Origin of the sequence: Halovenus aranensis (genome assembly GCF_900100385.1) — an archaeon.
Lineage (GTDB): Archaea > Halobacteriota > Halobacteria > Halobacteriales > Haloarculaceae > Halovenus > Halovenus aranensis.
In genome coordinates this window covers 1-20,650 of the sequence record NZ_FNFC01000012.1, presented here as the reverse complement: position 1 = coordinate 20,650, position 20,650 = coordinate 1, and the positions used below count along the sequence as shown (strand labels likewise).

22 protein-coding genes and 1 rRNA gene are annotated in these 20,650 nt (G+C 62.1%); 10 read left to right on the top strand and 13 right to left on the bottom strand.

All coding sequences use genetic code 11. The annotated features are described in order from the left end of the window. Positions 1-18: 18 nt before the first annotated feature. Together BLR34_RS12385 and BLR34_RS12375 are read right to left on the bottom strand one after the other, a co-directional pair. On the bottom strand, positions 19-423 hold the full coding sequence (locus BLR34_RS12385; protein ID WP_092703493.1) for a disulfide bond formation protein B: 405 nt from the start codon (positions 421-423) through the stop codon (positions 19-21). Positions 424-1,429: 1,006 nt separating this feature from the next. Then, the gene (locus BLR34_RS12375) at positions 1,430-1,690 is read right to left on the bottom strand and encodes a MarR family transcriptional regulator (RefSeq protein WP_092703489.1); all 261 of its coding nucleotides are present in this window, start codon (positions 1,688-1,690) and stop codon (positions 1,430-1,432) included. 143 nt (positions 1,691-1,833) lie between these two features. Here BLR34_RS12375 and pan1 point away from each other — a divergent pair, with 143 nt between their 5' ends. Together pan1 and BLR34_RS12365 are read left to right on the top strand one after the other, a co-directional pair. Further along, positions 1,834-3,045, top strand: a complete 1,212-nt coding sequence (gene pan1, locus BLR34_RS12370; protein ID WP_092703487.1) for a proteasome-activating nucleotidase Pan1 — start codon at positions 1,834-1,836, stop codon at positions 3,043-3,045. Positions 3,046-3,123: 78 nt separating this feature from the next. Continuing rightward, positions 3,124-3,882: a PHP-associated domain-containing protein gene (locus BLR34_RS12365; protein WP_092703485.1), complete on the top strand. Its 759-nt coding sequence runs from the start codon at positions 3,124-3,126 to the stop codon at positions 3,880-3,882. Here the strand turns inward: BLR34_RS12365 and BLR34_RS12360 are convergent. Next, complete coding sequence (locus tag BLR34_RS12360) at positions 3,876-4,649, bottom strand: endonuclease/exonuclease/phosphatase family protein (RefSeq protein ID WP_092703483.1); 774 nt, start codon at positions 4,647-4,649, stop codon at positions 3,876-3,878. The genes BLR34_RS12365 and BLR34_RS12360 overlap by 7 nt on opposite strands. 100 nt (positions 4,650-4,749) lie before the next feature. Between BLR34_RS12360 and BLR34_RS12355 the strand changes: the two genes are divergently transcribed. Next, a complete protein-coding gene (locus BLR34_RS12355; RefSeq protein ID WP_092703481.1) occupies positions 4,750-4,998 on the top strand; it encodes a hypothetical protein in 249 nt (82 codons plus the stop codon). Between the two features lie 5 nt (positions 4,999-5,003). On the opposite strand, the gene BLR34_RS12350 is transcribed toward BLR34_RS12355, so the two are convergent. The 3 genes from BLR34_RS12350 to BLR34_RS12340 all read right to left on the bottom strand — a co-directional run bounded on the left by BLR34_RS12350 (position 5,004) and on the right by BLR34_RS12340 (position 7,343). Next, a complete protein-coding gene (locus tag BLR34_RS12350; RefSeq protein WP_092703479.1) occupies positions 5,004-5,195 on the bottom strand; it encodes a hypothetical protein in 192 nt (63 codons plus the stop codon). Between the two features lie 60 nt (positions 5,196-5,255). Further along, positions 5,256-5,837: a hypothetical protein gene (locus tag BLR34_RS12345; RefSeq protein WP_092703477.1), complete on the bottom strand. Its 582-nt coding sequence runs from the start codon at positions 5,835-5,837 to the stop codon at positions 5,256-5,258. An 87-nt stretch (positions 5,838-5,924) separates the two neighbouring features. Continuing rightward, positions 5,925-7,343, bottom strand: a complete 1,419-nt coding sequence (locus BLR34_RS12340) for a ribonuclease FAU-1 family protein (protein WP_092703475.1) — start codon at positions 7,341-7,343, stop codon at positions 5,925-5,927. A gap of 89 nt (positions 7,344-7,432) precedes the next feature. Between BLR34_RS12340 and BLR34_RS12335 the strand changes: the two genes are divergently transcribed. Further along, entirely contained in the window at positions 7,433-7,999 is a 567-nt protein-coding gene (locus tag BLR34_RS12335; RefSeq protein ID WP_092703473.1) for a DUF7097 family protein, read from the top strand. A 95-nt stretch (positions 8,000-8,094) separates the two neighbouring features. Continuing rightward, the gene (locus BLR34_RS12330; protein ID WP_092703471.1) at positions 8,095-9,705 is read left to right on the top strand and encodes a gamma-glutamyltransferase family protein; all 1,611 of its coding nucleotides are present in this window, start codon (positions 8,095-8,097) and stop codon (positions 9,703-9,705) included. Here BLR34_RS12330 and BLR34_RS12325 read toward each other — a convergent pair whose 3' ends face one another. Together BLR34_RS12325 and BLR34_RS12320 are read right to left on the bottom strand one after the other, a co-directional pair. Next, complete coding sequence (locus tag BLR34_RS12325) at positions 9,706-10,299, bottom strand: hypothetical protein (RefSeq protein ID WP_092703469.1); 594 nt, start codon at positions 10,297-10,299, stop codon at positions 9,706-9,708. A gap of 107 nt (positions 10,300-10,406) precedes the next feature. Then, on the bottom strand, positions 10,407-11,921 hold the full coding sequence (locus BLR34_RS12320) for a phosphoenolpyruvate carboxykinase (ATP) (RefSeq protein ID WP_092703467.1): 1,515 nt from the start codon (positions 11,919-11,921) through the stop codon (positions 10,407-10,409). A 144-nt stretch (positions 11,922-12,065) separates the two neighbouring features. Here BLR34_RS12320 and BLR34_RS12315 point away from each other — a divergent pair, with 144 nt between their 5' ends. Further along, positions 12,066-12,524 carry a thiol-disulfide oxidoreductase DCC family protein gene (locus BLR34_RS12315; protein WP_092703465.1) on the top strand — a complete coding sequence of 153 codons (459 nt, stop codon included), beginning with the start codon at positions 12,066-12,068 and terminating at the stop codon, positions 12,522-12,524. 23 nt (positions 12,525-12,547) lie between these two features. Here the strand turns inward: BLR34_RS12315 and BLR34_RS12310 are convergent, their stop codons facing one another. Both BLR34_RS12310 and surE read right to left on the bottom strand, forming a co-directional pair. Further along, positions 12,548-13,786: a PAS domain S-box protein gene (locus BLR34_RS12310; RefSeq protein WP_092703463.1), complete on the bottom strand. Its 1,239-nt coding sequence runs from the start codon at positions 13,784-13,786 to the stop codon at positions 12,548-12,550. A gap of 81 nt (positions 13,787-13,867) precedes the next feature. Next, complete coding sequence (gene surE / locus BLR34_RS12305; RefSeq protein ID WP_092703461.1) at positions 13,868-14,668, bottom strand: 5'/3'-nucleotidase SurE; 801 nt, start codon at positions 14,666-14,668, stop codon at positions 13,868-13,870. 97 nt (positions 14,669-14,765) lie between these two features. On the opposite strand from surE, the gene BLR34_RS12300 reads away from it, so the two are divergent. Next, on the top strand, positions 14,766-15,011 hold the full coding sequence (locus BLR34_RS12300; RefSeq protein WP_092703458.1) for a hypothetical protein: 246 nt from the start codon (positions 14,766-14,768) through the stop codon (positions 15,009-15,011). Here the strand turns inward: BLR34_RS12300 and BLR34_RS12295 are convergent. Further along, positions 15,008-16,162 carry a 5-(carboxyamino)imidazole ribonucleotide synthase gene (locus BLR34_RS12295; RefSeq protein ID WP_092703456.1) on the bottom strand — a complete coding sequence of 385 codons (1,155 nt, stop codon included), beginning with the start codon at positions 16,160-16,162 and terminating at the stop codon, positions 15,008-15,010. The genes BLR34_RS12300 and BLR34_RS12295 overlap by 4 nt on opposite strands. Positions 16,163-16,257: 95 nt before the next feature. On the opposite strand from BLR34_RS12295, the gene BLR34_RS12290 reads away from it, so the two are divergent. Beyond that, positions 16,258-16,821 (top strand): response regulator, encoded by a 564-nt coding sequence (locus tag BLR34_RS12290; protein WP_092703454.1) that lies wholly within the window; start codon positions 16,258-16,260, stop codon positions 16,819-16,821. Here the strand turns inward: BLR34_RS12290 and BLR34_RS12285 are convergent. Then, positions 16,818-17,867, bottom strand: coding sequence for a quinone-dependent dihydroorotate dehydrogenase (locus tag BLR34_RS12285; protein ID WP_092703452.1), 1,050 nt, complete (start codon positions 17,865-17,867; stop codon positions 16,818-16,820). The genes BLR34_RS12290 and BLR34_RS12285 overlap by 4 nt on opposite strands. A gap of 58 nt (positions 17,868-17,925) precedes the next feature. Further along, positions 17,926-18,123: a hypothetical protein gene (locus BLR34_RS12280; RefSeq protein WP_092703450.1), complete on the bottom strand. Its 198-nt coding sequence runs from the start codon at positions 18,121-18,123 to the stop codon at positions 17,926-17,928. A 340-nt stretch (positions 18,124-18,463) separates the two neighbouring features. Between BLR34_RS12280 and BLR34_RS12275 the strand changes: the two genes are divergently transcribed. Further along, positions 18,464-18,775 carry a non-histone chromosomal MC1 family protein gene (locus BLR34_RS12275; RefSeq protein ID WP_092703664.1) on the top strand — a complete coding sequence of 104 codons (312 nt, stop codon included), beginning with the start codon at positions 18,464-18,466 and terminating at the stop codon, positions 18,773-18,775. Between the two features lie 946 nt (positions 18,776-19,721). Continuing rightward, positions 19,722-20,650 (top strand): 16S ribosomal RNA (locus tag BLR34_RS12270); the annotation flags it as partial.

The window sequence follows — 20,650 nt, the reverse complement described above, 5'->3', positions numbered from 1 at the left end:
AACGTCGTGTGAACGCGGTTAAAACCGGTCAAGCCAGGCGACGGCGACCAGCCCGGCAGTCACCAGCGCGAACGCCACCAGCGAGAGCCGGGGAATCGTGAACACACCCAGTCCGCGCCAGACGGTCCCGGTACAGCCACCGACCGTACACGTCGAGGAGACCGTATCCGGCGCGAACTGGATGACCGTGTGATAGCCCGCGACACCGAGACCGAGCACCGACAGCGGGAGTCCGGTCTTCCAGACACCTGCATTTCCTTCGTAGGCAGCGACGCCGAGGACGACGACCAGCGGATACATGAGGATACGCTGGTACCAGCACAGCTCACACGGGAGGTAGTTCGCCACCTCGCTGAAATAGAGGCTACCAAGCGTCGCGACGACGGCGACGACCGTACAGCCGGCCAGGACCCGCCGGGTCATGGGTAACGAATCGGCGAGACGCGGCTTAACGGTGGTGGTCTTACTCGGCCAGCGTGTAGACGCGCCTGCGGGCGTCGACAAACGTGACGCCCACACAGGACTCTCTCTGATAACTCCAACTTTGAGCAATTGCGATAACTGTCTGCTCTGTTCACCGTGTCGTTTGGATTCACGGATGAATTTTATTAAACAATTTTATTGATTTTGGCTCGGGTGTTTCATACTATGCGCCGTCGTACGTATCTAAAGTCTGTCTGTCCCGTGGCAGGGTCGATACTGGCCGCTGGCTGCTTAGATTCTGACACAGAGATAGCGCTCGCCAACGTTGGAATCATCAATTGGGCTGATGAGGGCAATAGCGTCGAATTACACATAGAACGTGACGGGACACCGGTCTACGACAATGTCCATACACTTGGACCGTTCGAAGCGGAGGATGGATCAGATACAACCATCATTCGTGATTTACCCGAAGAGCAGGGTAAATACCATCTCATAGGCTCAATTACGTCTCATAAAGACCAAGCCAGAGCAGAGCCTGCACTGGATTATAAGCCACAGACCGATGTGGATAGTGACTGTCGAACCATTTCTCTTACACTATACATGGATAAACCACCGTGGGACTTGGCCACGACGACGTATCCGAAGTGTGAGACGGACAATCAGACAGCGTAACACTGTCTCGACTACCCAATAGTAGACTGTGAACCGCTCCTGAGTGAGAGATTGATCGCCATCGTCTCGCATTGTCCCGAAAGCTCCGTCTCTCGACATTTGGCAGACACGCTTTCGAAGCTACACCGCACTGAGCGACGGTGTGTCTCTGGAACTTTTGTATGGCAAGACCCTCCTTTGTGTCGGCGACGCGTGGCCACTCGACCGAGGGTGTCGTCGTTCCTGCGATTTGTCAGACTTTCAAACTCCGAACGTACAAGGACACTGACTGGTCACAAATGGCGCGGGCAGCGGGACGGCCCGCGGTCCGCTCGACAGTAGCGACCGGTCAGTTCGCCGCCAGCGTGTAGACGCGCTTGCGGGCGTCGACAAAGGAGAACCGCGACTCGACGACGCCGGCGTCTTCCAGCCTCGTCAGGGCGTACCGGACCGTCCGGGACGGCAACAGCGTCTCCTCGGCGAGTTCGCTCTGTGTGAGCGTGTCGTTGTACTCCAGTACCTTCGCGACGAGTTTCGCGCTCGGTGGCAGTTCCTGTAGCGTTTCTGTGTCGGACTCTGCCGGACTGTGGACCGTCTCTGATGTGCTCATCGTATCACTGACTGGGGAATGCAAGTTAATAATATTTACTACATAGATATATTACCAATAGGTATTTGACGAGATGTTTCGGCGCTCTCAGAAATTGCACAGTACCCGAAACCTCTTGGTAATGAAACCGCTATAGTACTGTAATGACCGACACCGTGGACGATGTCGATCTGCCGTACGACGAGGACACGTCCAAACAGGAGAAGATAGAATCGCTCGAAGAGCGCGTGGAAGTACTCGAGTCCCAAAACGAGGAGATGCGGGACAAGCTACTCGACGCGAACGCCGAGAACAACAAATACCAGCAGAAGCTGGAGCGGCTCACCCACGAGAACAAGAAGCTCAAGCAGTCGCCGCTGTTTGTCGCCACGGTTCAGGAGATAACCGACGACGGGGTCATCATCAAACAGCACGGCAACAATCAGGAGGCGCTTACCGAGGTCACCGACGAGATGCGCGAAGACCTCGAACCGGACGCCCGCGTTGCCGTGAACAACTCGCTGTCTATCGTGCAGACGCTCGACGACGAGACGGACGTGCGTGCCCGCGTGATGCAGGTCGACAGGAGCCCGTCGGTCACGTACTCGGATATCGGCGGCATCACCGACCAGATAGAGGAGGTCCGTGAGACCGTCGAGATGCCGCTGAAAAGTCCCGAGATGTTCGGCGACGTGGGTATCGAGCCACCCGCCGGCGTCTTGCTGTACGGGCCGCCGGGCACGGGGAAGACGATGCTCGCCAAGGCCGTCGCCAACCAGACCGACGCCACGTTCATCAAGATGGCCGGCTCCGAACTGGTGCATAAGTTCATCGGCGAGGGCGCGAAGCTGGTCCGGGACCTCTTCGAGCTCGCCCGCCAGCACCAGCCGGCGGTCATCTTCATCGACGAAATCGACGCTATCGCCGCCAAGCGGACCGACTCGAAAACCTCGGGCGACGCGGAGGTCCAGCGGACGATGATGCAACTGCTCGCCGAGATGGACGGCTTCGAGGACCGGGGCGATATCCGTATCATCGCCGCGACCAACCGCTTCGACATGCTCGACCGCGCCATTCTTCGGCCCGGCCGCTTCGACCGCCTCATCGAGGTGCCAAAGCCAAACGGCGACGGCCGCGAGCAGATTTTCAAGATTCACACGCGGTCGATGAACGTCACCGACGACGTGGACTTCGGGGCGCTTGCCGATATGGTCGAGGAGGCGTCGGGTGCCGATATCAAGGCTATCTGTACGGAGGCGGGGATGTTCGCTATCCGCGACGACCGGACGGAGGTCAAGATGGAAGACTTCGAGAACGCCCACGCGAAGATTCAGCAAGAAGAGACCGACGACGAGGTCTCCCGGACGTTCGCCTGAGACTCGCGGCTCTGTTTTGCTCTCCGGGACGCGGCCAGTCCGAAATGCACTATACGCCGTCTGCCAAATCCACGTGCAATGACAGCTGCTGTGTCGACGCGGGTCGACCTCCACGTCAAGATACTCGACGACGAGGTCGTCCGGCGGGCGAAACAGGCCGGTCTCGACGTTCTCGTCTACGCCCCACACTTCACGCATCTCTCGGATATCCGGGACCGCGCCCGGCGGTATTCCGACGAAGACCTGCTCGTCGTCCCCGCGCGTGAGTGTTTTGCCGACCGCTGGAACCGCCGGCGGCACGTGCTCGTCATCGACCCCGACGACCCGATTCCGGACTTTCTCACCTTCGAGGCGACGATGGCCGAAATCGACCGTCGTGGCGAGACGGTCCTCGCTCCCCATCCCGAGTTTCTCACGATGAGCCTCGCCGCCGAGGACGTTCGGGAGTATCAGGAGGTGTTCGACGCCGTCGAGGTGTTCTGCCCGAAAAACTGGTGGTTCCACACCCGTCGGATGCAGTCGATAGCGGGCGAGCTCGACTTGCCGACGTACGTCTCCTCGTACAGCCACCTTCCTACCACCATCGGCGAGGCCTGGGTCGAGTTCGAGCGCGATATCACAACTGCGGGGGACCTCGCTGGCGCACTCGCTGACGGCGCGGACCCGCAGTGTTACCGCAACGACGGCCTCGCTCACCTGCTCAAGCGTCGCGCCGAGTTCGCACACCTCTCGAAAGAGAACTCCTGGGACAAGTTCGCCCGCGTCGTCCTCGAAGGCGACGAGCCGACGAACCCCTCCCGATACGACGACCGATTCGCCGACGACGTGGCCTACTGAGTCGGGTCGAACTCCATGACGATTGGCCGGTGGTCCGATATCTGTACGTCGAGTACCTCACACCGCGAGACGGGCATCGTCTCCGGCGCGATGAAGAAATCCAGCGTCCGAGTGTCCGTGACGACGCCGTCCAGCGGGCGCGGCGGCACCGTCTCGCCGGGGTTGTAGACGGTCAGGTCGGTGTCCTCGAAGATGGCCCGCACCTCGTCGAGCCCGTTGTAGGTGTTGAAATCGCCGGCGACGACGGGGTTCTCGCGCTTGGCTACCAGGTCGGCGAGTTCGCCGAGTTGGCTGCGCCGCGCCCGGCCGCTCATCGCCAGGTGTGTGTTGAAAATGTCGACCTCGGGCGTCGAGACCTCGATGACGAGCCGTTTCGGCCCCGTTTCGAGGTAGTGTGTCGACATCCTGTAGTCGTCGCCGACAAGGACGCCGTTGGCGAGGTGTTGCAAGACGGGCATCGAGGGAATAACACCACCGTCACCGTATTTCGTCGCCGCGTATGGCTGGTAGACGAGTCCGCGCTGGTCGAGTCGGCTGGCGAGGTCTGTGACCTGGCCGTCGGTTCGAGTGCGTACCGAACCCTGGTCAACCTCGACGAGGCCGACGATATCTGGCCGCTCGTCGCTGATGAGTTCGACTAGCTGTCCGATGGCGTTCTCCTCGGCGCGCTTGCTCCCTACGAGCCCCCGGTGTGGCCGGAGCATGTACTCGTGGTAGGCACCTTCGTAATCGAGGAGATAACCGGCATTACACGACAGGAGCTTCATTCACTACTACTCGTAGCTACCACGCAGGTGCGGTTAAATACTGCGCCTCTTTGGGCCAACGGATAAGTAGCACTACACCAAGTGCGTGTACGGCACAACGATGGACGACCCAACTGGCGTCAGCGCGACGGTCCGAGCCTGGAACGAGGACGGCACGCTCTACTTCTGGGGCGGTATCGCGTCAGCCATTATCTCGTGGGTGCTGATTCCACTGTTCGGGCTCGCGGCCGTCTACGCCGGGTACAGACTGTACGACGACGAGACGAGCACGACCGGTGGCGCGGTCATCGCCGTCACGGGTGCAATCGGGGTCGTCTCCTGGCTCGCCTTTCTCGCAGCGGGGGCATAACCCCGTCACGACACGTCGAGCATTCGGTAGCGAACGCCGAGATAGACGATAATGAGCCCAAGCGTCAGCGCGCCGACGGTCTCACCTGCCGCCGCCGCGACAGTCAGTGCCACCACGTTGAGCGCGATGCCGACGAGATAGACGACCCGCAGCGTCCCCCTCGCTATCGGCAACGAACTCTCTGTCTCCTCAGTCATCGGACCATGCCGTGTACTCGGGACCCGCAGTGAAAAGCGACACTCCTCGGGCCGCCAGGTCTATCGGCCGGAACTGTTCTCCTCGGCGGAGAGGTAGTAGGCGTACGCAGGCGTCTCGGCCGTCCCGATACCGAGGTCGACGGTGTATCGGTCCTCGGGAGTCCCCTCGACGATGTTGGCCCGGTGGCCCCCGAAGCCGTGGATTCTCGACACTGACGTCCCGTTCTGGTAGGTTGCGACCACGTCGGTGACGACGAGACCGTGGCCGGCGTCGAACCGCTCGGGTGCCGTTGCGGTCACGGTCCGCGTCTCGTTCAGTTCCGTGACGTCGACAGTGACTTCCTGTGAGCGGAGACAGTCTCCGCTTGGCTCTCCGATTGGTGTTGGCGTCGGTTTGAACGGACCGAAGTAGGTGTCTCGCCAGCAGGCGTTGTCGCTGAAATCGTCGCCGTTCTCGACGAAGACCACCTGCATCGTCAGGTTCGCTGACGCGATTTCCGACGGGAGACTACTGGCAGTGATACCGTACTCGACCGTGACGTTCTCTCCAGACTCGTCCGACAACGGACCACTGCCTGCCGAGAGACAGCCACCAGCCGCGACGAGGGCGAGGACGGCCACGAGGAGGGCGGTTTGGCGCATGACGTGCGTGGCTGGCGGTGGGTCGAGTAAATACTTTCGGCAGCCGTCAGGCGCTGTTGTAGCCTGGCCCCTGCAGTAGTGTCTCGCTCACAGCGACTTCGCAATCGCGTCGGCGACAGCACGTGCCTTCTCTGCGAGGGCTGGCGAAATGTGGCCTACCTCCGTGGCGGCGTCCAGTTCGTCGTCGTCGACGCGCTCGACGGTCCCGTCTGCGTGTTTGACCACGTCGACGTGGAGGTCGACGTACCGGACCGCGTCGGGGAACACCTCGACCGGCGTACAGACGTTGACGTACGTCCCCCGCGTCTGCCCGTCCTCGCCCCGGTACACCGTCGGATACCACCACCGGCCCTCCTTGAATTTCGTGATAGCCACATCCCCAGCCTGGCGCTCGACGCCCAGCGCGTCGTAGGTGCCACCCGGCGACATCTCTCGCCTGACGGTCACCTGCCCGTCTGCGTCGCGCTCTGTCACCTCACCGGTCCCGAGGTCGAACAGCCTGCCGTCGGGCTTACCGTGGTCGATGCGAACCGAATCACCCGCCTGTGGCCCGAACTGGTCGGTCACGACGCCGAACGGAAATTCCGCCTCTGTGTCGCCGAGGTCGTCACACAGCGCCTCGACGAAGTCGACGGCCGCGCTTGCCGCGTTCGTCCCGGCCTTGGTTCGGTGGTGGCCCGGCATCGTCGGGACGGCATCCCGGCGAACGGCATCGAGCGCGAACCGTGACTCGCGGCCGAACCAGACCCAGCAGGTCGTCTCGCCCGGCCAGTAGGGGCCCGGCGCGACATCCTCGACCGCCCCGGCGTCGGCGAGGGAATCGTCGAACGCGAGGGCGCGGTCGCGCAGTCCCTCCAGCGTATCGCCAAGCGCATCCAGTCCGGCGTCGTCGGCCGCGTCCGCCCAGCTTGTGCCCCATCCCTCGGGCGGGTCGACCGGCAGAATCTCGGCCAGCTCGGGCTGGCCGCTCCCCGAGGATTTGCCTCTGACGAGCGAGGCGAGTTCGCCGTGGACGCGGACGGTCGTCTCCAGTACCGGCCGACTACCGCTCCAGGGTGCACGTGGCTCGTCGACCTGCACCCGAAGCGTCTCGCCCTCCTCGATACGGCGGCTCGTCTTCGAATACGGGAGAAAGCCCTGCGTGTCGCCGGCGGCCGGCACGCCATCTGGCTCGCCGTCGGCCACGCCGTCACACTCGACGAGCGCGCCGCTACCCAGCGTCTCGACGACCTCGCCGGCAAAGACCGCGCCCCGTGGAAGTGCGGCCCGCCAGACGAACGCGTCACGGCCGAGTTCCTCCAGTTGCTTGACTATCTCGGTGACTCGCTCGCTCGCGCCGGTGACACACACGCCCTGTCTGTCGTCGGTCGTCGTGACCGACGCCGCGGCCGGTTCGAGGGGAAACTCCTCGTCGAAGCGCCGCTGGATGGGCGGCGAGGCTTGGACCACGTCGTCCAACAGCGCCGTCAGCGCCGTCGTGTAGATGCCGCGAACCCGAACTGTCATTGGCCGAAACGTGTGGCCCGGAGGGGTATAGCTTCCCTGTTTCACGTGGCCCGCAAAACCCTCAAGCCGCTGGCCCGCCACGCCTCTGTATGGAGAAAACCGAGGCGGGCACCTCCGTCGGCGTCGACGACCCGTACGCTGTCGTCGACCGCTGTGACTACCTCACCTCGGAGGGAAACTGCCGGTACGCTGTCGAGTACGGCGACCGCGACCCCGAGTTCGCCGCCCAGCGCCGGAGCGAGGAGTTCCGGTGTCCGGTCGCGGGCGACCCCGACGAACCGGGCCCGACCGGCCCCTGGGAGTGGGCCGACTGCCCGCATTTCCGGTGTCGTACCCACGACCGCGAGTGTGTCCGGTGTGGCCTCGCCGAACAGCGGATGGCACACGACGACGAGCGGCCGCTGCTGGAAGAACACCACCTCTCGTACGCCGACGACTCTGGACACGGCTCCGGCGAGACGAGCCACGAGATTACGGTCTATCTCTGTCGGTGGTGTCACGCGAAAGTCCACAACTCCTGGGCGCGTCTCGACGACGACGCCAACCCTGACCCGGAGGCCATCGCCGAGCGTGAATCACGACGGGCCCGCCAGCAGGACGAACTCGCCTTCGAAACCGCCACCGAACGCTTCGACGGCAACGACAGAGAGGACTGAGGGCGCTGGTGTGGCCGTTCTACTGCGTCGCCGCGACCTGTTGGCTGTTCTGGAGGTAACTCAACATCTTTGACCGCGAAGCTCCAACTCGGTCTATGGACCCAGACATCGACAGCTTCGAGTCGCGTCGGTCGACCGTTTACGCACCGAACGGTGTCGTCGCCACCAGTCAGCCACTCGCGGCAGAGGCTGGCGTCGAGATACTGCGGACGGGGGGCAATGCCTTCGACGCCGCCGTCGCTACCGCGGCCGCGCTGAACGTCGTCGAGCCCACGAGCACCGGCCTCGGGGGCGACGTGTTCGCCTGTTATCGGACCGCAGACGGCGAGGTCGGGGCGATGCGAGCCTCCGGTGGCGCGCCACAGGACGCCACAATCGAGGGCGTCCGCGAGCGCGTCGCCGACGGCGACCCTGAGGAGGCGTCGATGCCGATGCACGGTCCCCACACGGTCACAGTCCCCGGCACGGCTCGCGGCTGGGAGGCGACCGTCGAGGAACTCGGCCGGCTCTCTCTGGCTGACGTACTCGACCCCGCAATCGCCTACGCAATCGATGGATACCCGGTCACGGAGGTCGTCTCGGCACAGTGGCAACACGCCGAGGGCCTCTTCGAGGACGACCACGCCCGAGAGGCCTACCTCTTCGACGGCGAGGCGCCCGACGTGGGACAGACCGCCCGACTCCCCCGGCTCGGCGAGTCGATGCAACAGATTGCCGAGGAGGGAGCAGACGCCGTCTACGAGGGCGCTATCGGCGAGGCAATCGTCGAGGAGATACAGGACAAGGGCGGGTTCATGACGACCGAGGATCTCGCCGACTTCGAGGTCGAGTGGCCCGACCCTCTCTCGACGACCTACAACGGCCGCACAATCTACGAACTCGGACCACACAATCAGGGCCAACTCGCGCTCGAAGCGCTCAACATCGCCGAGGAAATCGGGGCCGGCGACCACCCCTACGACTCGCCCGACCGCGTCCACGATTTTTCCGAGGCGATGAAACTCGCCTTCCACGACGGCCACTACCACGTCACCGACCCCGCATACGAGGACGTGCCCCCGCTGCACTCGAAGGTCTACGCACAAGACCGTGCCAAAGAGATTGGCGACGAGCCGATTTCGGACGTCGACGTGGGGACGCCGGAAGCGACCGGCGAAGACGCCGACACCGTCCTGTTGTGTGTCGCCGACGACGAGGGCAACGTCGTCTCGTATATCAACTCCCGGTTTGCGGGCTTTGGGAGCGGCCTCGTCGCCGGCGAGACGGGTATCGCGCTCCAGAACCGCGGGGCCTCGTTCTCGCTCGACCCCGAGCATCCCAACCGACTCGACGGCGGCAAGCGCCCGTTCCACACGCTCGTCCCCGGCCTCGCACAGCTGGGCGAAGACGACTGGCTGGCCTTTGGCGTGATGGGTGGCTACATGCAGCCCCAGGGCCACGTCCAGCTTATCTCGAATCTCGTCGACTACGAGATGCCGCTCCAGGCTGCCCTCGACGCCCCGCGCTGGCGGTACCGCGAGGAGGGGACGCTGGCCGTCGAGGAGCATATGCACGAGGGCGTCCCGACGAAACTCGCCCGCCGGGGCCACGACGTGCGGGTGCTGTACCCGGGGCTGTTCGGCGGCGCACAGGCGGTCCGGAACAACGACGGGACGCTCTCGGGTGCGACCGAACCGCGCAAGGACGGACAGGTCTCGGGATTCTGACTAGATGCCGAGCCACTCGTCGACGCGAACCTGATAGCCGTTCTCTCGGCAGAACGTCGCCGCCTGTCGGCGAACTGCACGCGAGCCCGGGAGCTGTTCTCTCTCGTGGCTGTACTCGACAATCCAGTCGCTGATGGCCCCGATGCCCTCGTTGTCGTCGTCGGCGTCGACGTCGTTCAGCTCTTTGAACGTCTTCTCGTAGGCCTTGCGCCGTGACCACGGGAGCTCCGCATGCGGAACCGTCTTGATCGCTTCGAGGACCTGTTTGGTGGCCGCGGCGACGGTCGGCCACAGGAGGTGTACCGTGACCGCGGCGGGCGAATCGAACCGCTCCTCGTCCGGGACGAGTTCCTCGACACTGTAGCTGTCCGTGGCCGATTCGACTTCGCGGTCGCCGACGGCGGCGACGACTGCACTCCCCGTCGCCGGGAACGAGACCGATTCGAGCGCTGTCTCTATCTCGCCGAGTGTTCCGTCTTCTCTCGGTGGCTCCGGTTGGTCACCCCGCTCTAGCTCGGTCGCAAGGTCGCGCTCTCGCTGGCGGTTCTCGGCGTCTATTGCTTGCTTGTCTCGGCCCTGTCTGTCGTCTGTCATTCCGCGCTGTAGGGTCTTTAGCCGCGTAGGTCTATGACTACTCGGCCCCTTAGGGAGAATCGAGGAGAAAGCCCCGAGGTTCACTCGAAGAACCGTCGGCGCTGGGTTCAGTAGACGGCGTTGACGATGTCGTCACGGAGCGTCTCGAACTGCTGGAGGTAGTCGAGTCGCTCCTCGCGGAGGTCGTGGAGCTTGCGGTCGAAGTCGTCGTAATGTTTGGGCGGGTAGAACGCGTCGATGCTGATGCCGGGCACCTCGCTCGGTAGTTCGAGGTCCATGCGCTCGTCGTACTCCCACTCGATGTCACCGCGTGCGGCGGCGACGAGGATGTTCACGGACTCGCGGACGCCGATGTCGGCTTTCGCCGGACCGATGTGGCCGGTGTTGATGACGAAGCACTCGACATCGTTCTCGGCAATGAGGTCCCGAAAGCGGTTGCCCTCCTCGCCTTCGGGACCGATGATGAACGGGTTGGTGCCGACGACGCGAATCGATTCGCCGGCCGCGTTCGGGTCGCCGGCGCTCGTCTGGATGGACTCACCGAGCATGAAGGCGACGGCGGCCTGCCGGTCGTCGAGCCGAGCAATCGGGGGCATCATCGGGTTCCGGGTGATGAAAAACACCTGGTCGACGCCCTCCAGGTCGATATCTTCTGCCGCAGAGTCGAGCTGGTCGCGCTGGATGACTGCCCGCCCGTTGCTCGTCAGCGACGTGTTGTCGAAATCGACCGTGTCGTCGTCGACCCAGACGTTCTCGAAGACGGCGCTTTCGTGTGTCGCGGCGTCGTACAGCGCTGGCTGTTCGTCGCGGTCGAGACCGTCGGTCTTGATGTAGAGGCCGCCGCCCTCGCTGCCGGTCACCTGACCGTCGGGCAACAGCGCACAGACGTCGTCTTGGAGCATCTCCGCGCCCTCGGGCTCGTCGAGCCAGCAGCCGTGGCCGGTCAGCGTCGACTTGCCGGTGGCGCTCAGGCCGAGAAACGCCTGCCCGACCGTCTCAAGCTCGCCGTCGTCTTCGATAGTGACGCGCTTGCTGCCGGCGTGGATGCCGAGCCCGCCCTGTTCTTTGGCGTAGTACATGAACAGGCGCAAGAACGACTTTTTTGCCTCGCCTGTGTAGTCACTCCCCAGCACGAAGGTCAGCCCCGCGTCCGGAAGGACGCGAATCCGACGCTCGTTGTCCTCTCGTTCGTCCCACTCGGGCAACTGGAGGGTCTGGAAGTCGGGCTCACCCTCTGCGGGTTCGAGCAGCTTGCCCCACGCGAGTGCGATGCGGGCGTACTCCCGTGGTACGAACAGCCGACAGGTAAAGGCCGTCTCCTGATGACGACCGACCTGCCTGTCGAGACAGACGAACTCGCGGTCGTCCAGCGCGGTGAGCGAGTCCTCGATTGCGTTCCAGTCCGCTTCCGAGAACTCGTCGTCGACCAGGTTCTTCGTGCGGTCTGCGCTCCTGGATTTTTGCTCGCTTACGTACCGTGGACTGCCGTACTCGGTCGTCGTCTCGTCCCCGTCCGCGAACGCTCGCAGTTGGTCGAATGTGGGATTGTACACGACGTTGGGCGCTGTTTCCGGGTCCGGAAACTCGCCTCGTAACCGGGACGTCTCCACCCTTTGGCTCATGTAACTAGTACCTCTGTAGCAGGATGCATAAATGATTGGAAACTATCGAGTACGTACATAGCGGTGACACACAGCCCGTTCCTTCGGCTGTTCCCGTTTGCTGTGGCCACAACGCTCAATCCCTCTCGGCCCTTCTATTCGACAATGAGCAACCGCGTCGACGAGGGGCCGGTTCTCCTGTTTGACGGCGTCTGTAACCTCTGTAACTGGTCTGTCCAGTTTATCATCGAACGCGACCCCGAGGGCGTGTTCAGCTTTGCGCCGTTACAGTCTGCAGCGGCCGGAACGTTACTCGCCAGACACGGCCTCGACCCCGACCACCTCGACTCGGTCGTGCTCGTCGAGGAGGACCGTTGTTATACAGGGTCTACTGCGGCCCTCCGTGCCGCGGCTCACTTGGGCGGCGTGTATCGCCTCCTCTGGTCGCTACGTTTCGTTCCGCGTCAGGTGCGTGACCGGGTGTACGACTTCGTCGCCGAGCGACGGTACGACTGGTTCGGGAGACGGGACCAGTGTATGGTGCCCGGGCCGGACATCGAGGCACGGTTTCTCGGAGGCGGCACGGGGGCCGCGGCAGAGCGCGACGAACCCACAGGGCCGTAGCCGGGTGTCGGCAACTGTCCGATTCAGTGTCGCTCTCGGCCGGGCTGTCGGAGCCGGACCGAGATAGCTGTTCCACCGGTGGCACTCTCCTCTACCGTTATCGACCCGTCAGAGCTTCGTACTATCCAGCGGGTGAGCCACAGACCGAGGCCACTGCTGTGTGTGAGGGCCGACTCGGTCTCAGCCGTGAGTACCTCTCGCTCTATCTGTGGCAGTCCCGGGCCGTTGTCGGTGACGCTGACCGTGACGTGGTTTGTCGAGGGCTCGCTCGATGCCGAGACCGACACTTCTGGGCGCTTCGAACTGTTGTGTTCGATTGCGTTATCGAGGACGTTGTCGAAGGCGTAGGGGAGTAGCTCGTGTGCCACGACCAGGAGCGAGTCGGGTAACTCACACGAGACGCGTGCTGCCGGGGACTCGGCACGGAGCTGTTCGACGCGCTCGCGCAGCATCACCCCCAGATTGATCGTCGTCTGCTCTGTCTCGCTGGCGTCCTGGAGTTGCTCGATATTCCGTGCCGCCTGGCTCAACTCGACGATATTGGTGAGTCGCTCGTCCATTATCTGGACGTGCTCGTTTTCGTCCTCGTACTCCTCGGCCAGCATCTCGAGGTGTGCCTGAATGATGTTCACGTCGTTTCGGATATTGTGTCGTAACACACGGTTGAGTACCGCGAGGCGCTGTTCACGCTGCTTCTGAGATGTAATATCACTTATAATACACACTCCACCCGTCGACTCCGTGCCGTGTGTCTGGACCGGGGCGGCCCAGATTCGCACGTCGAGTCGGGTTCCGTGTTTGTCGACGTGCCGTGTTTCGACGCCGTGGAGCTGCTCGCCCTCCTGAAGGCGAGCGAGTATCTCTGTCGTCTCGGAGGATGCCGCGAGTACTTTCGAGTACGGCTGGCGACGAACCTCGGTGTCGCTCCAGCCGAATATCCGCTCGGCGCCGTCGTTCCAGACCTGAATCTCGTTGTCGCTGTCGACGACGAGCATCGCCACGGGCGCGGCGTCGATGACGGCGGTGAGACGACTCAGCAGTCGTTCGATTGCAGTCGTGAGCACTGCTATCTGCTCCTGTGTTTTGACCTGCTCGTGTAGTATCGCGACGAGCTCAGAGAAGAGGTTCTCCGTGAGTTCTCCCCGGTCCGCGGTCGCCTGTGACTGGTACCGCTCGAGCAACGCCTGCTGGACCTCCGGGTGGCCCTGCTCAGATAGTACGCGAAACAGCGTCCCGACAAGTTGCTCGGCGTGGTCGGCCATTTTAGGCAAACCTAAAAATTAACGGGGGATAAGTATTGTTCTTCTGGGCAGATATCCCCGTCAGACGGTACACGAGGCCGGCTACTCGGCCGGGGGGTACTCGCCGACGATTGCGTCGAGTTCGTCGTGGTGTTCGGTCGTATGCGGTGCCGTCAGCGGCGAGACACTGACCTTGTTGTTCAAAATTGCTCGCCTGTCGGTTCCGTCTTCGTCCGGCACTGACCCGTTCGACATCATCTCCCAGATGTTGTCTTCGAGTTCGACGGTGTCGCCCTCGCGTGTGGCATCCATTCGGTAGGTGTGAGAGGGTCGCGTCAGTGTCATCTCGCCGGTCGCCCGGTCGGTTATCGGTGCGTTGACGTTGAGGTAGTCGGCGTGCTCGAAGACTGGCTGGTCGCGGGTGCGTTCGAGCAGGAATCGCGCTGCTTGGACCGCCTCGGAGTACTGGTGTGCGGGGACCTCGACCTCGCCGAAGTCCGTGCCGTATGCGAACTCGTCGGCGGGGACGTACGTCGAGACCGCGATAGCAGGGACGCCGAAAAATGCCGCCTCGACCGCTGCGCTGATGGTTCCCGACCGCCCGAGCGTGTGATGGCCGAGGTTCGCGCCGCGATTACAGCCCGAGACGACGATATCCGTCTCAGGGACCAGCGTCGAGAGGCCGGCGACGACGCAGTCGACGGGTGTGCCCTCGATGGCGTAACCTCGCTCGTGGTCACGGACAGTCACCGAGTGTGAGATAGCCCGGCCGATTGCACTCTGGTCGCTGTCGGGGGCAACTACCGTCACGTCGGCCACCGTCGATAGCTCCTCATAGAGCACCTGCAGCCCGGTCGCGTCGATACCGTCATCGTTCGTCAACAGCACGTCCAAGTCGTCCATATCCGTCTTCAGTGTGGCAGTACAATCAAGCTAGCGCTCCCTGTCCTCTCATATTATGAACATTAGTTTCAATAGCATCTGTTAGCTACTACGTGATATGCCTGACGACGGCACTGCTGGGGGGAACGGAGTCCGGCCCGAGGACGTCCACACAGAGCTGGCAACTGCATTCGGTCTGTTCGTACTCAGTGACGCCAGCATCCACGAGGCTGCCGAGGCGGCAGGGGTATCGCCCTGGGAGCTCGAAGACGAAATCGAACGCGCCGGGCTCACGGAGACACTCGGCCTCGAGGAAGACCGAGACGTGTCGGCGACAATCGACGACCTGCTCGAGGAGTGTTAATCGAAGGTCAGCGGCGTCACACACGCCTCGACGTCGTCGAGCAGGGCGGCACTGTTGGCAGTGTCCTCGCCGGGAAGTGTGACGTGTCCCATCTTTCGGAGGCGATAGACCTCCTGTTTCCCGTACCAGTGTAACGCGGCTCGCTCCCGTCCGAGAACGTTCTCGACGCCACGCAGCCGGGCAGACCGACGGTCGTCGACATCGCCGAGAATGTTCGCCGAGGCCGTCGGACACCGCCGCGCTGTCGTTCCCAGCGGTCGTCCGGTGACTGCCCGGAGGTGCTGTTCGAACTGTGAGGTGTGACAGCCCTCTATCGTCCAGTGTCCGGAGTTGTGTGGACGCGGTGCAATCTCGTTGAGCAGAATCTCGCCGTCGACCGTCTCGAACAGCTCGATGCCGAACACGCCTCTGCCGTCGAGGACGTCGAGTACCTCCAGTGCCACCTCGGTGGCGTGTTCCCGTACTGTTTCCGTGGTCCGCGGCGGTGAGACCATCTGGCGGAGAATCTCCGCTTCGTGTATCGTCTCTGTCACGGGGAAGGTGTCGACCTCGCCGTCTCCCTGGCAGGCCATTACCGCCAGTTCGCGCTCGAAGTCGACGAACTCCTCGACCATCGCCGGTCCCTCGATTGCCGCGAACGCGGTCTCTACGTCCTCGGGAGATTCGACGGGAACGTTCCCGCGTCCGTCGTAGCCGCCTTTCCGGGCCTTGAGCATCGCCGGATAGCCCAGGTCGTCGAGGGCCTCCCGGAGTTCCGTGGCGGAGTCGACTGCGCGGAAGGCCGGCACCGGCACGCCAGCTTCGGACAGTCGTCGCTTCTGAACGAGCTTGTCTTGGATGGTCCGTAGCGTCGCCGGGTCCGGGTGGACCGGCGTCCCGGTCTCCTCGCGGACACGTTCGAGTGCTGCTGGGTCCGTGAGCTCTATCTCGAAGGTGAGATAGTCTGCCCGTTCGGCGAGTTCTCGGATGGTCGCTTCGTCGTCGAACGCGCCGACGACCTGGTCGCGCGCGACTGGCGACGCCGGGGCCTGTGGTGTCGGGTCCGAGACCACGAGGTCTATACCCAGCGGCGCGGCGGCTTCGCCGAGCATCCGGCCGAGCTGGCCGCCGCCGACGATGCCGACGGTCGGTCCTGGTGAACGCAGTTGCATAGCTGGCTGTTCTGTTGCCCTCCTACAAGATAGCTCGGTTCCACAGGCCCGCTTTTGGGGTGGAACATTTGATGCTTGAATCCTAACCTTTGTTCATGATAACCGAAGGGCCGATTACTGTTCTTATCGTCGACGACGACACAGAAGTGTGTAACACCTACGAGATGTACTTCCGAGGCGAGCGGTTCCGTACTCGGGTCGCACAGGGCGGGCCAGAGGCGTTGTTGAAAGTCGACGACGATGTCGACATCGTCTTGCTCGACCGCCGGATGCCGGAGGTTTCCGGGGACGAAGTCCTCGAATTTATCAGAGACTGGAACCTCGACTGCCGGGTTATCATGGTGACGGCGGTCAACCCCGACACGAGCATCATCGAGATGGAATTCGATGGCTATCTCACCAAGCCAGTTTCGAAGTCCGAACTTCTGAGCACGGTCAAACAGCAGGTCCTATTCGAGCGCTACCAGACGCTGTTCGAGCGCTACCAGACTGCGACGAGAAAACACGCACTGCTCGCTGCACAGGATGTCGACGACGAGGAACTCCGCGAACTCACCGAGCGCCGCGAGACACTCAAACAGCGGTTGGAAAACACCGTCGACGCCTTCGACAACGAAATGGTCAAAGAGACGTTGGCCGACCTCCACCAGAGCAGCTAGAGGTCCGCGCCCACTGCGTCTTCGACGCTCTCGAATCCGTCACGTTCGAGCAGTGTGAGCAACCCGCGGTTAATGTCTCGTGCGATTGTGGGACCGCGGTAGATGAGTCCGGTGTAGAGTTGGACGACACTCGCGCCCGCACGGATTTTTCGGTAGGCATCGGCCGCAGTCGAGACGCCGCCGACGCCCACTACCGGCACGTCACTCCGACGGGCGACATAGCGCACCATCTCTGTGGCACTCGATTCGATTGGTTTACCCGAGAGGCCACCGGTTTCGCTCCGGTACGGGGAGTCGAGTGAGGCCGGCCGGTCTGTCGTCGTGTTCGTGGCGACGATGCCGTCGAGGTCGAACTCATCGACAATCTCGAGTGCGTCGTCGACTGCTGGCTCTGGCAGGTCTGGCGAGAGCTTCACCAGCAACGGTGATGCGCCGCGGTCGTTGAGTGCACCGATAATTTCAGCCATCGACTCGCGGTTCTGGAGCTCTGTGAACCCCTGTGAGTTGGGACATGAGATATTGACGACGAAGAAGTCGGCTGCACCGAGTTCGTCGTAGGTCTGACAGTAGTCCTCCGGTGCATCGGCCGGGTCGACGTGTTCGCTCTTGGCGATGTTGACACCCAGCGGAACGCCGACATCTGTCTCGGCGAGGCGGTTACCGACGGTTGTTGCGCCGTGGTTGTTTAAGCCCATCCGGTTGATTACCCCTTCGTCCTCGCGGAGCCGGAACATGCGCGGACGTGGATTACCTGTCTGTGGATTGGCGGTGACACCGCCGACTTCGACGAAGCCAAAGCCAAGCGCGGCCATCGCGCGTGGAATCTCGGCGTTTTTATCGAAGCCCGCGGCGAGTCCAACCGGGTTCGGAAACTCCTGTTCGAACGCGGATACTTCGAGTCGCTCGTCGCTGACCGTGAATCGGTTCGACAGCAGCGACAAAAGCGGCGTCCGCTGGACACCGCCGAGTAACTCGTGAATCGCTCGGTGGGCAGTCTCCGGGGAGAGTCGAAACAACAGCGGTTTAGCGAGGCGGTAAACGTTCATGTTCTGTGACCGATAGTGAACCGTGTGTTTGGCCTCGTGACGGCACGGCGAGGCGGGCTCAGAACTCGTGGTCGAGCTCGTCTGGGTCTGCCTTCTGGATGACGATTTTACTGTCGCGCACACGCACGAACACCTCGTCACCGATTTCCATCCCTGCAACGGCGAGTTCGTCTTCGTGCAGGTTGATGTGAACGTTGTGGTACTCGCCGTCTTCGTCTTTTGCACCACTCGGACTCAGCTTCTTTTTCCGTACCATCGGGCTATCGTATACAGTGGTTCACTGGAGCATGTACTTAAGTCTACCGCGCCTCGGACGACCGGCGGCTGACGCCTAAATCGCGGACTACGTCCTCGTATGCCTGCGTGTGTGCGCGGGTGCGACTGTCTCTGTACGTGGCTTCTCGACGCCGTCATCGGGTGGATTTGCGGTGCGCGCGAGCCAGATTCCCTGGGCAAATACAGTATTTTAACAACTCCGCCGTCTGGAAATATATCAGACCGCACGTTCCTTTATAAAAGACTCGCCGACGGCACCCGGTTTTGGGGATATATTTATTACGGGGCATGTGCTGGTTTGGCATGGAGCGGTGATAACCATGGCACCAGACAACGACAAGCGCAACTTTGCGCTGCGACAAACAGGCGGTGAAGAGACAAGCGTCTTTTCGGGACGGACGCCTCGACAGGCGGCGCTCAAGGCGGCGCGGCGTCTCGACCCAGCACCATCCGAAGACGATGCCGATCCGGAGGAACTGCGGCTCCGAGAGAAGGGTGAAAAGAAGGTCCACGTATACGAGGGGTGGGCTTGGGAAGAACACGCGCCCGACGACAAGCCGGACTGGATGCCCGAGGAGATTACGAAAGGCAACGTCTCCAAAGAAGGCGTCGAGCACCTCGACGAGATCTGACGCGCTGAGCAGACGACCTGTCGCGAGAGACCGTATTTTTTCAGGCTCCGAGTACTAGACTCAGTACCCCCAGTCTTTACCGTTTCCACGTACGCTCGCGTAGCAGGACGAGACATTTAGGTGGCACAGGCCCCAGGCCTCGAACGCGTGGCTCTCACCCGGCCCGACCGGACGCACGCTGCGTGGGATGACGGGCTGGCCTCCGGCCGCGCGATATCGCTGTATCGAGCCGAGAGCTGGTTACGTGCTCACAGAGATGTGGCATGTTCTCATCCAATTCCTGTGGTGTGACTTCATGGCGAAGCACCGCTCGTTCGACGGTCTTAACTAGTCCCACCCCCTGCGACTGAATGCAAAGAAGCGCGGGACGATGATTCCCGCTAAACCCGACAGTCGTTCGATGCCCTTAAGTGAAACAGGGCGTTGATGACTGAATGCAAATCGCTATACTCCGAACCGATTCGGAGAAAAGAAATCCGATGCCCTTAAGTGTAAACGGGCGTTTCGGGTGAATACGAAGCAGCGCGGGGAGACGTTCCCCGCCGAACCCGATAGTCATCCGATGCCCTTAAGTGAAACAGGGCGTTGATGACTGAATGCAAACCGCCTTACTCCGGTTCGGTCCGGAGAAAAGAAATCCGATGCCCTTAAGTGTAAACGGGTGTTTCGGGTGAATGCAAACGAGGTTCGGTCGGGGGCGAGCGAAACCCGGCTGCGTTGGACCAAATCTACGCCATCTCGAAGGGTTTAAGTCCCTTTGTGGTGTACGATTAGGTCCGGAAGACATGAGGATTCCACCCCTGCGGTCCGCCGTATAGATGGGATCTGATGTTAGCCCTGGTAGTTCGGTGACACTCGGTCGGTTATCGAGTGTCCCGAGTCGATAGCAATATAGCAACACACATTATGTGTGTTTCCCGCCTAACCGCCTCCCTCGTGGAGGCACATTCCGGTTGATCCTGCCGGAGGCCATTGCTATCGGAGTCCGATTTAGCCATGCTAGTCGTACGAGTTCATACTCGTGGCGGATAGCTCAGTAACACGTGGCCAAACTACCCTATGGATGAGAATACTCTCGGGAAACTGAGGCTAATTCTCAATACAGCTTCCATGCTGGAGTGCAGGAAGCTAGAAACGCTCCGGCGCCATAGGATGTGGCTGCGGCCGATTAGGTAGACGGTGGGGTAACGGCCCACCGTGCCAGTAATCGGTACGGGTGATGAGAGTCAGAGCCCGGAGACGGTATCTGAGACAAGATACCGGGCCCTACGGGGCGCAGCAGGCGCGAAACCTTTACACTGCACGACAGTGCGATAGGGGGACTCCGAGTGCGAGGGCATACAGTCCTCGCTTTTCTGCACCGTAAGGTGGTGCAGGAACAAGTGCTGGGCAAGACCGGTGCCAGCCGCCGCGGTAATACCGGCAGCACGAGTGATGGCCGATATTATTGGGCCTAAAGCGTTCGTAGCCGGCCAGACAAGTCTGTTGGGAAATCCACGCGCCCAACGCGTGGGCGTCCAGCGGAAACTGTCTGGCTTGGGGCCGGAAGACTCGAGGGGTACGTCCGGGGTAGGAGTGAAATCCCGTAATCCTGGACGGACCACCGGTGGCGAAAGCGCCTCGAGAAGACGGACCCGACGGTGAGGAACGAAAGCCAGGGTCTCGAACCGGATTAGATACCCGGGTAGTCCTGGCCGTAAACGATGTCTGCTAGGTGTGGCGCAGGCTACGAGCCTGCGCTGTGCCGTAGGGAAGCCGTGAAGCAGACCGCCTGGGAAGTACGTCTGCAAGGATGAAACTTAAAGGAATTGGCGGGGGAGCACTACAACCGGAGGAGCCTGCGGTTTAATTGGACTCAACGCCGGACATCTCACC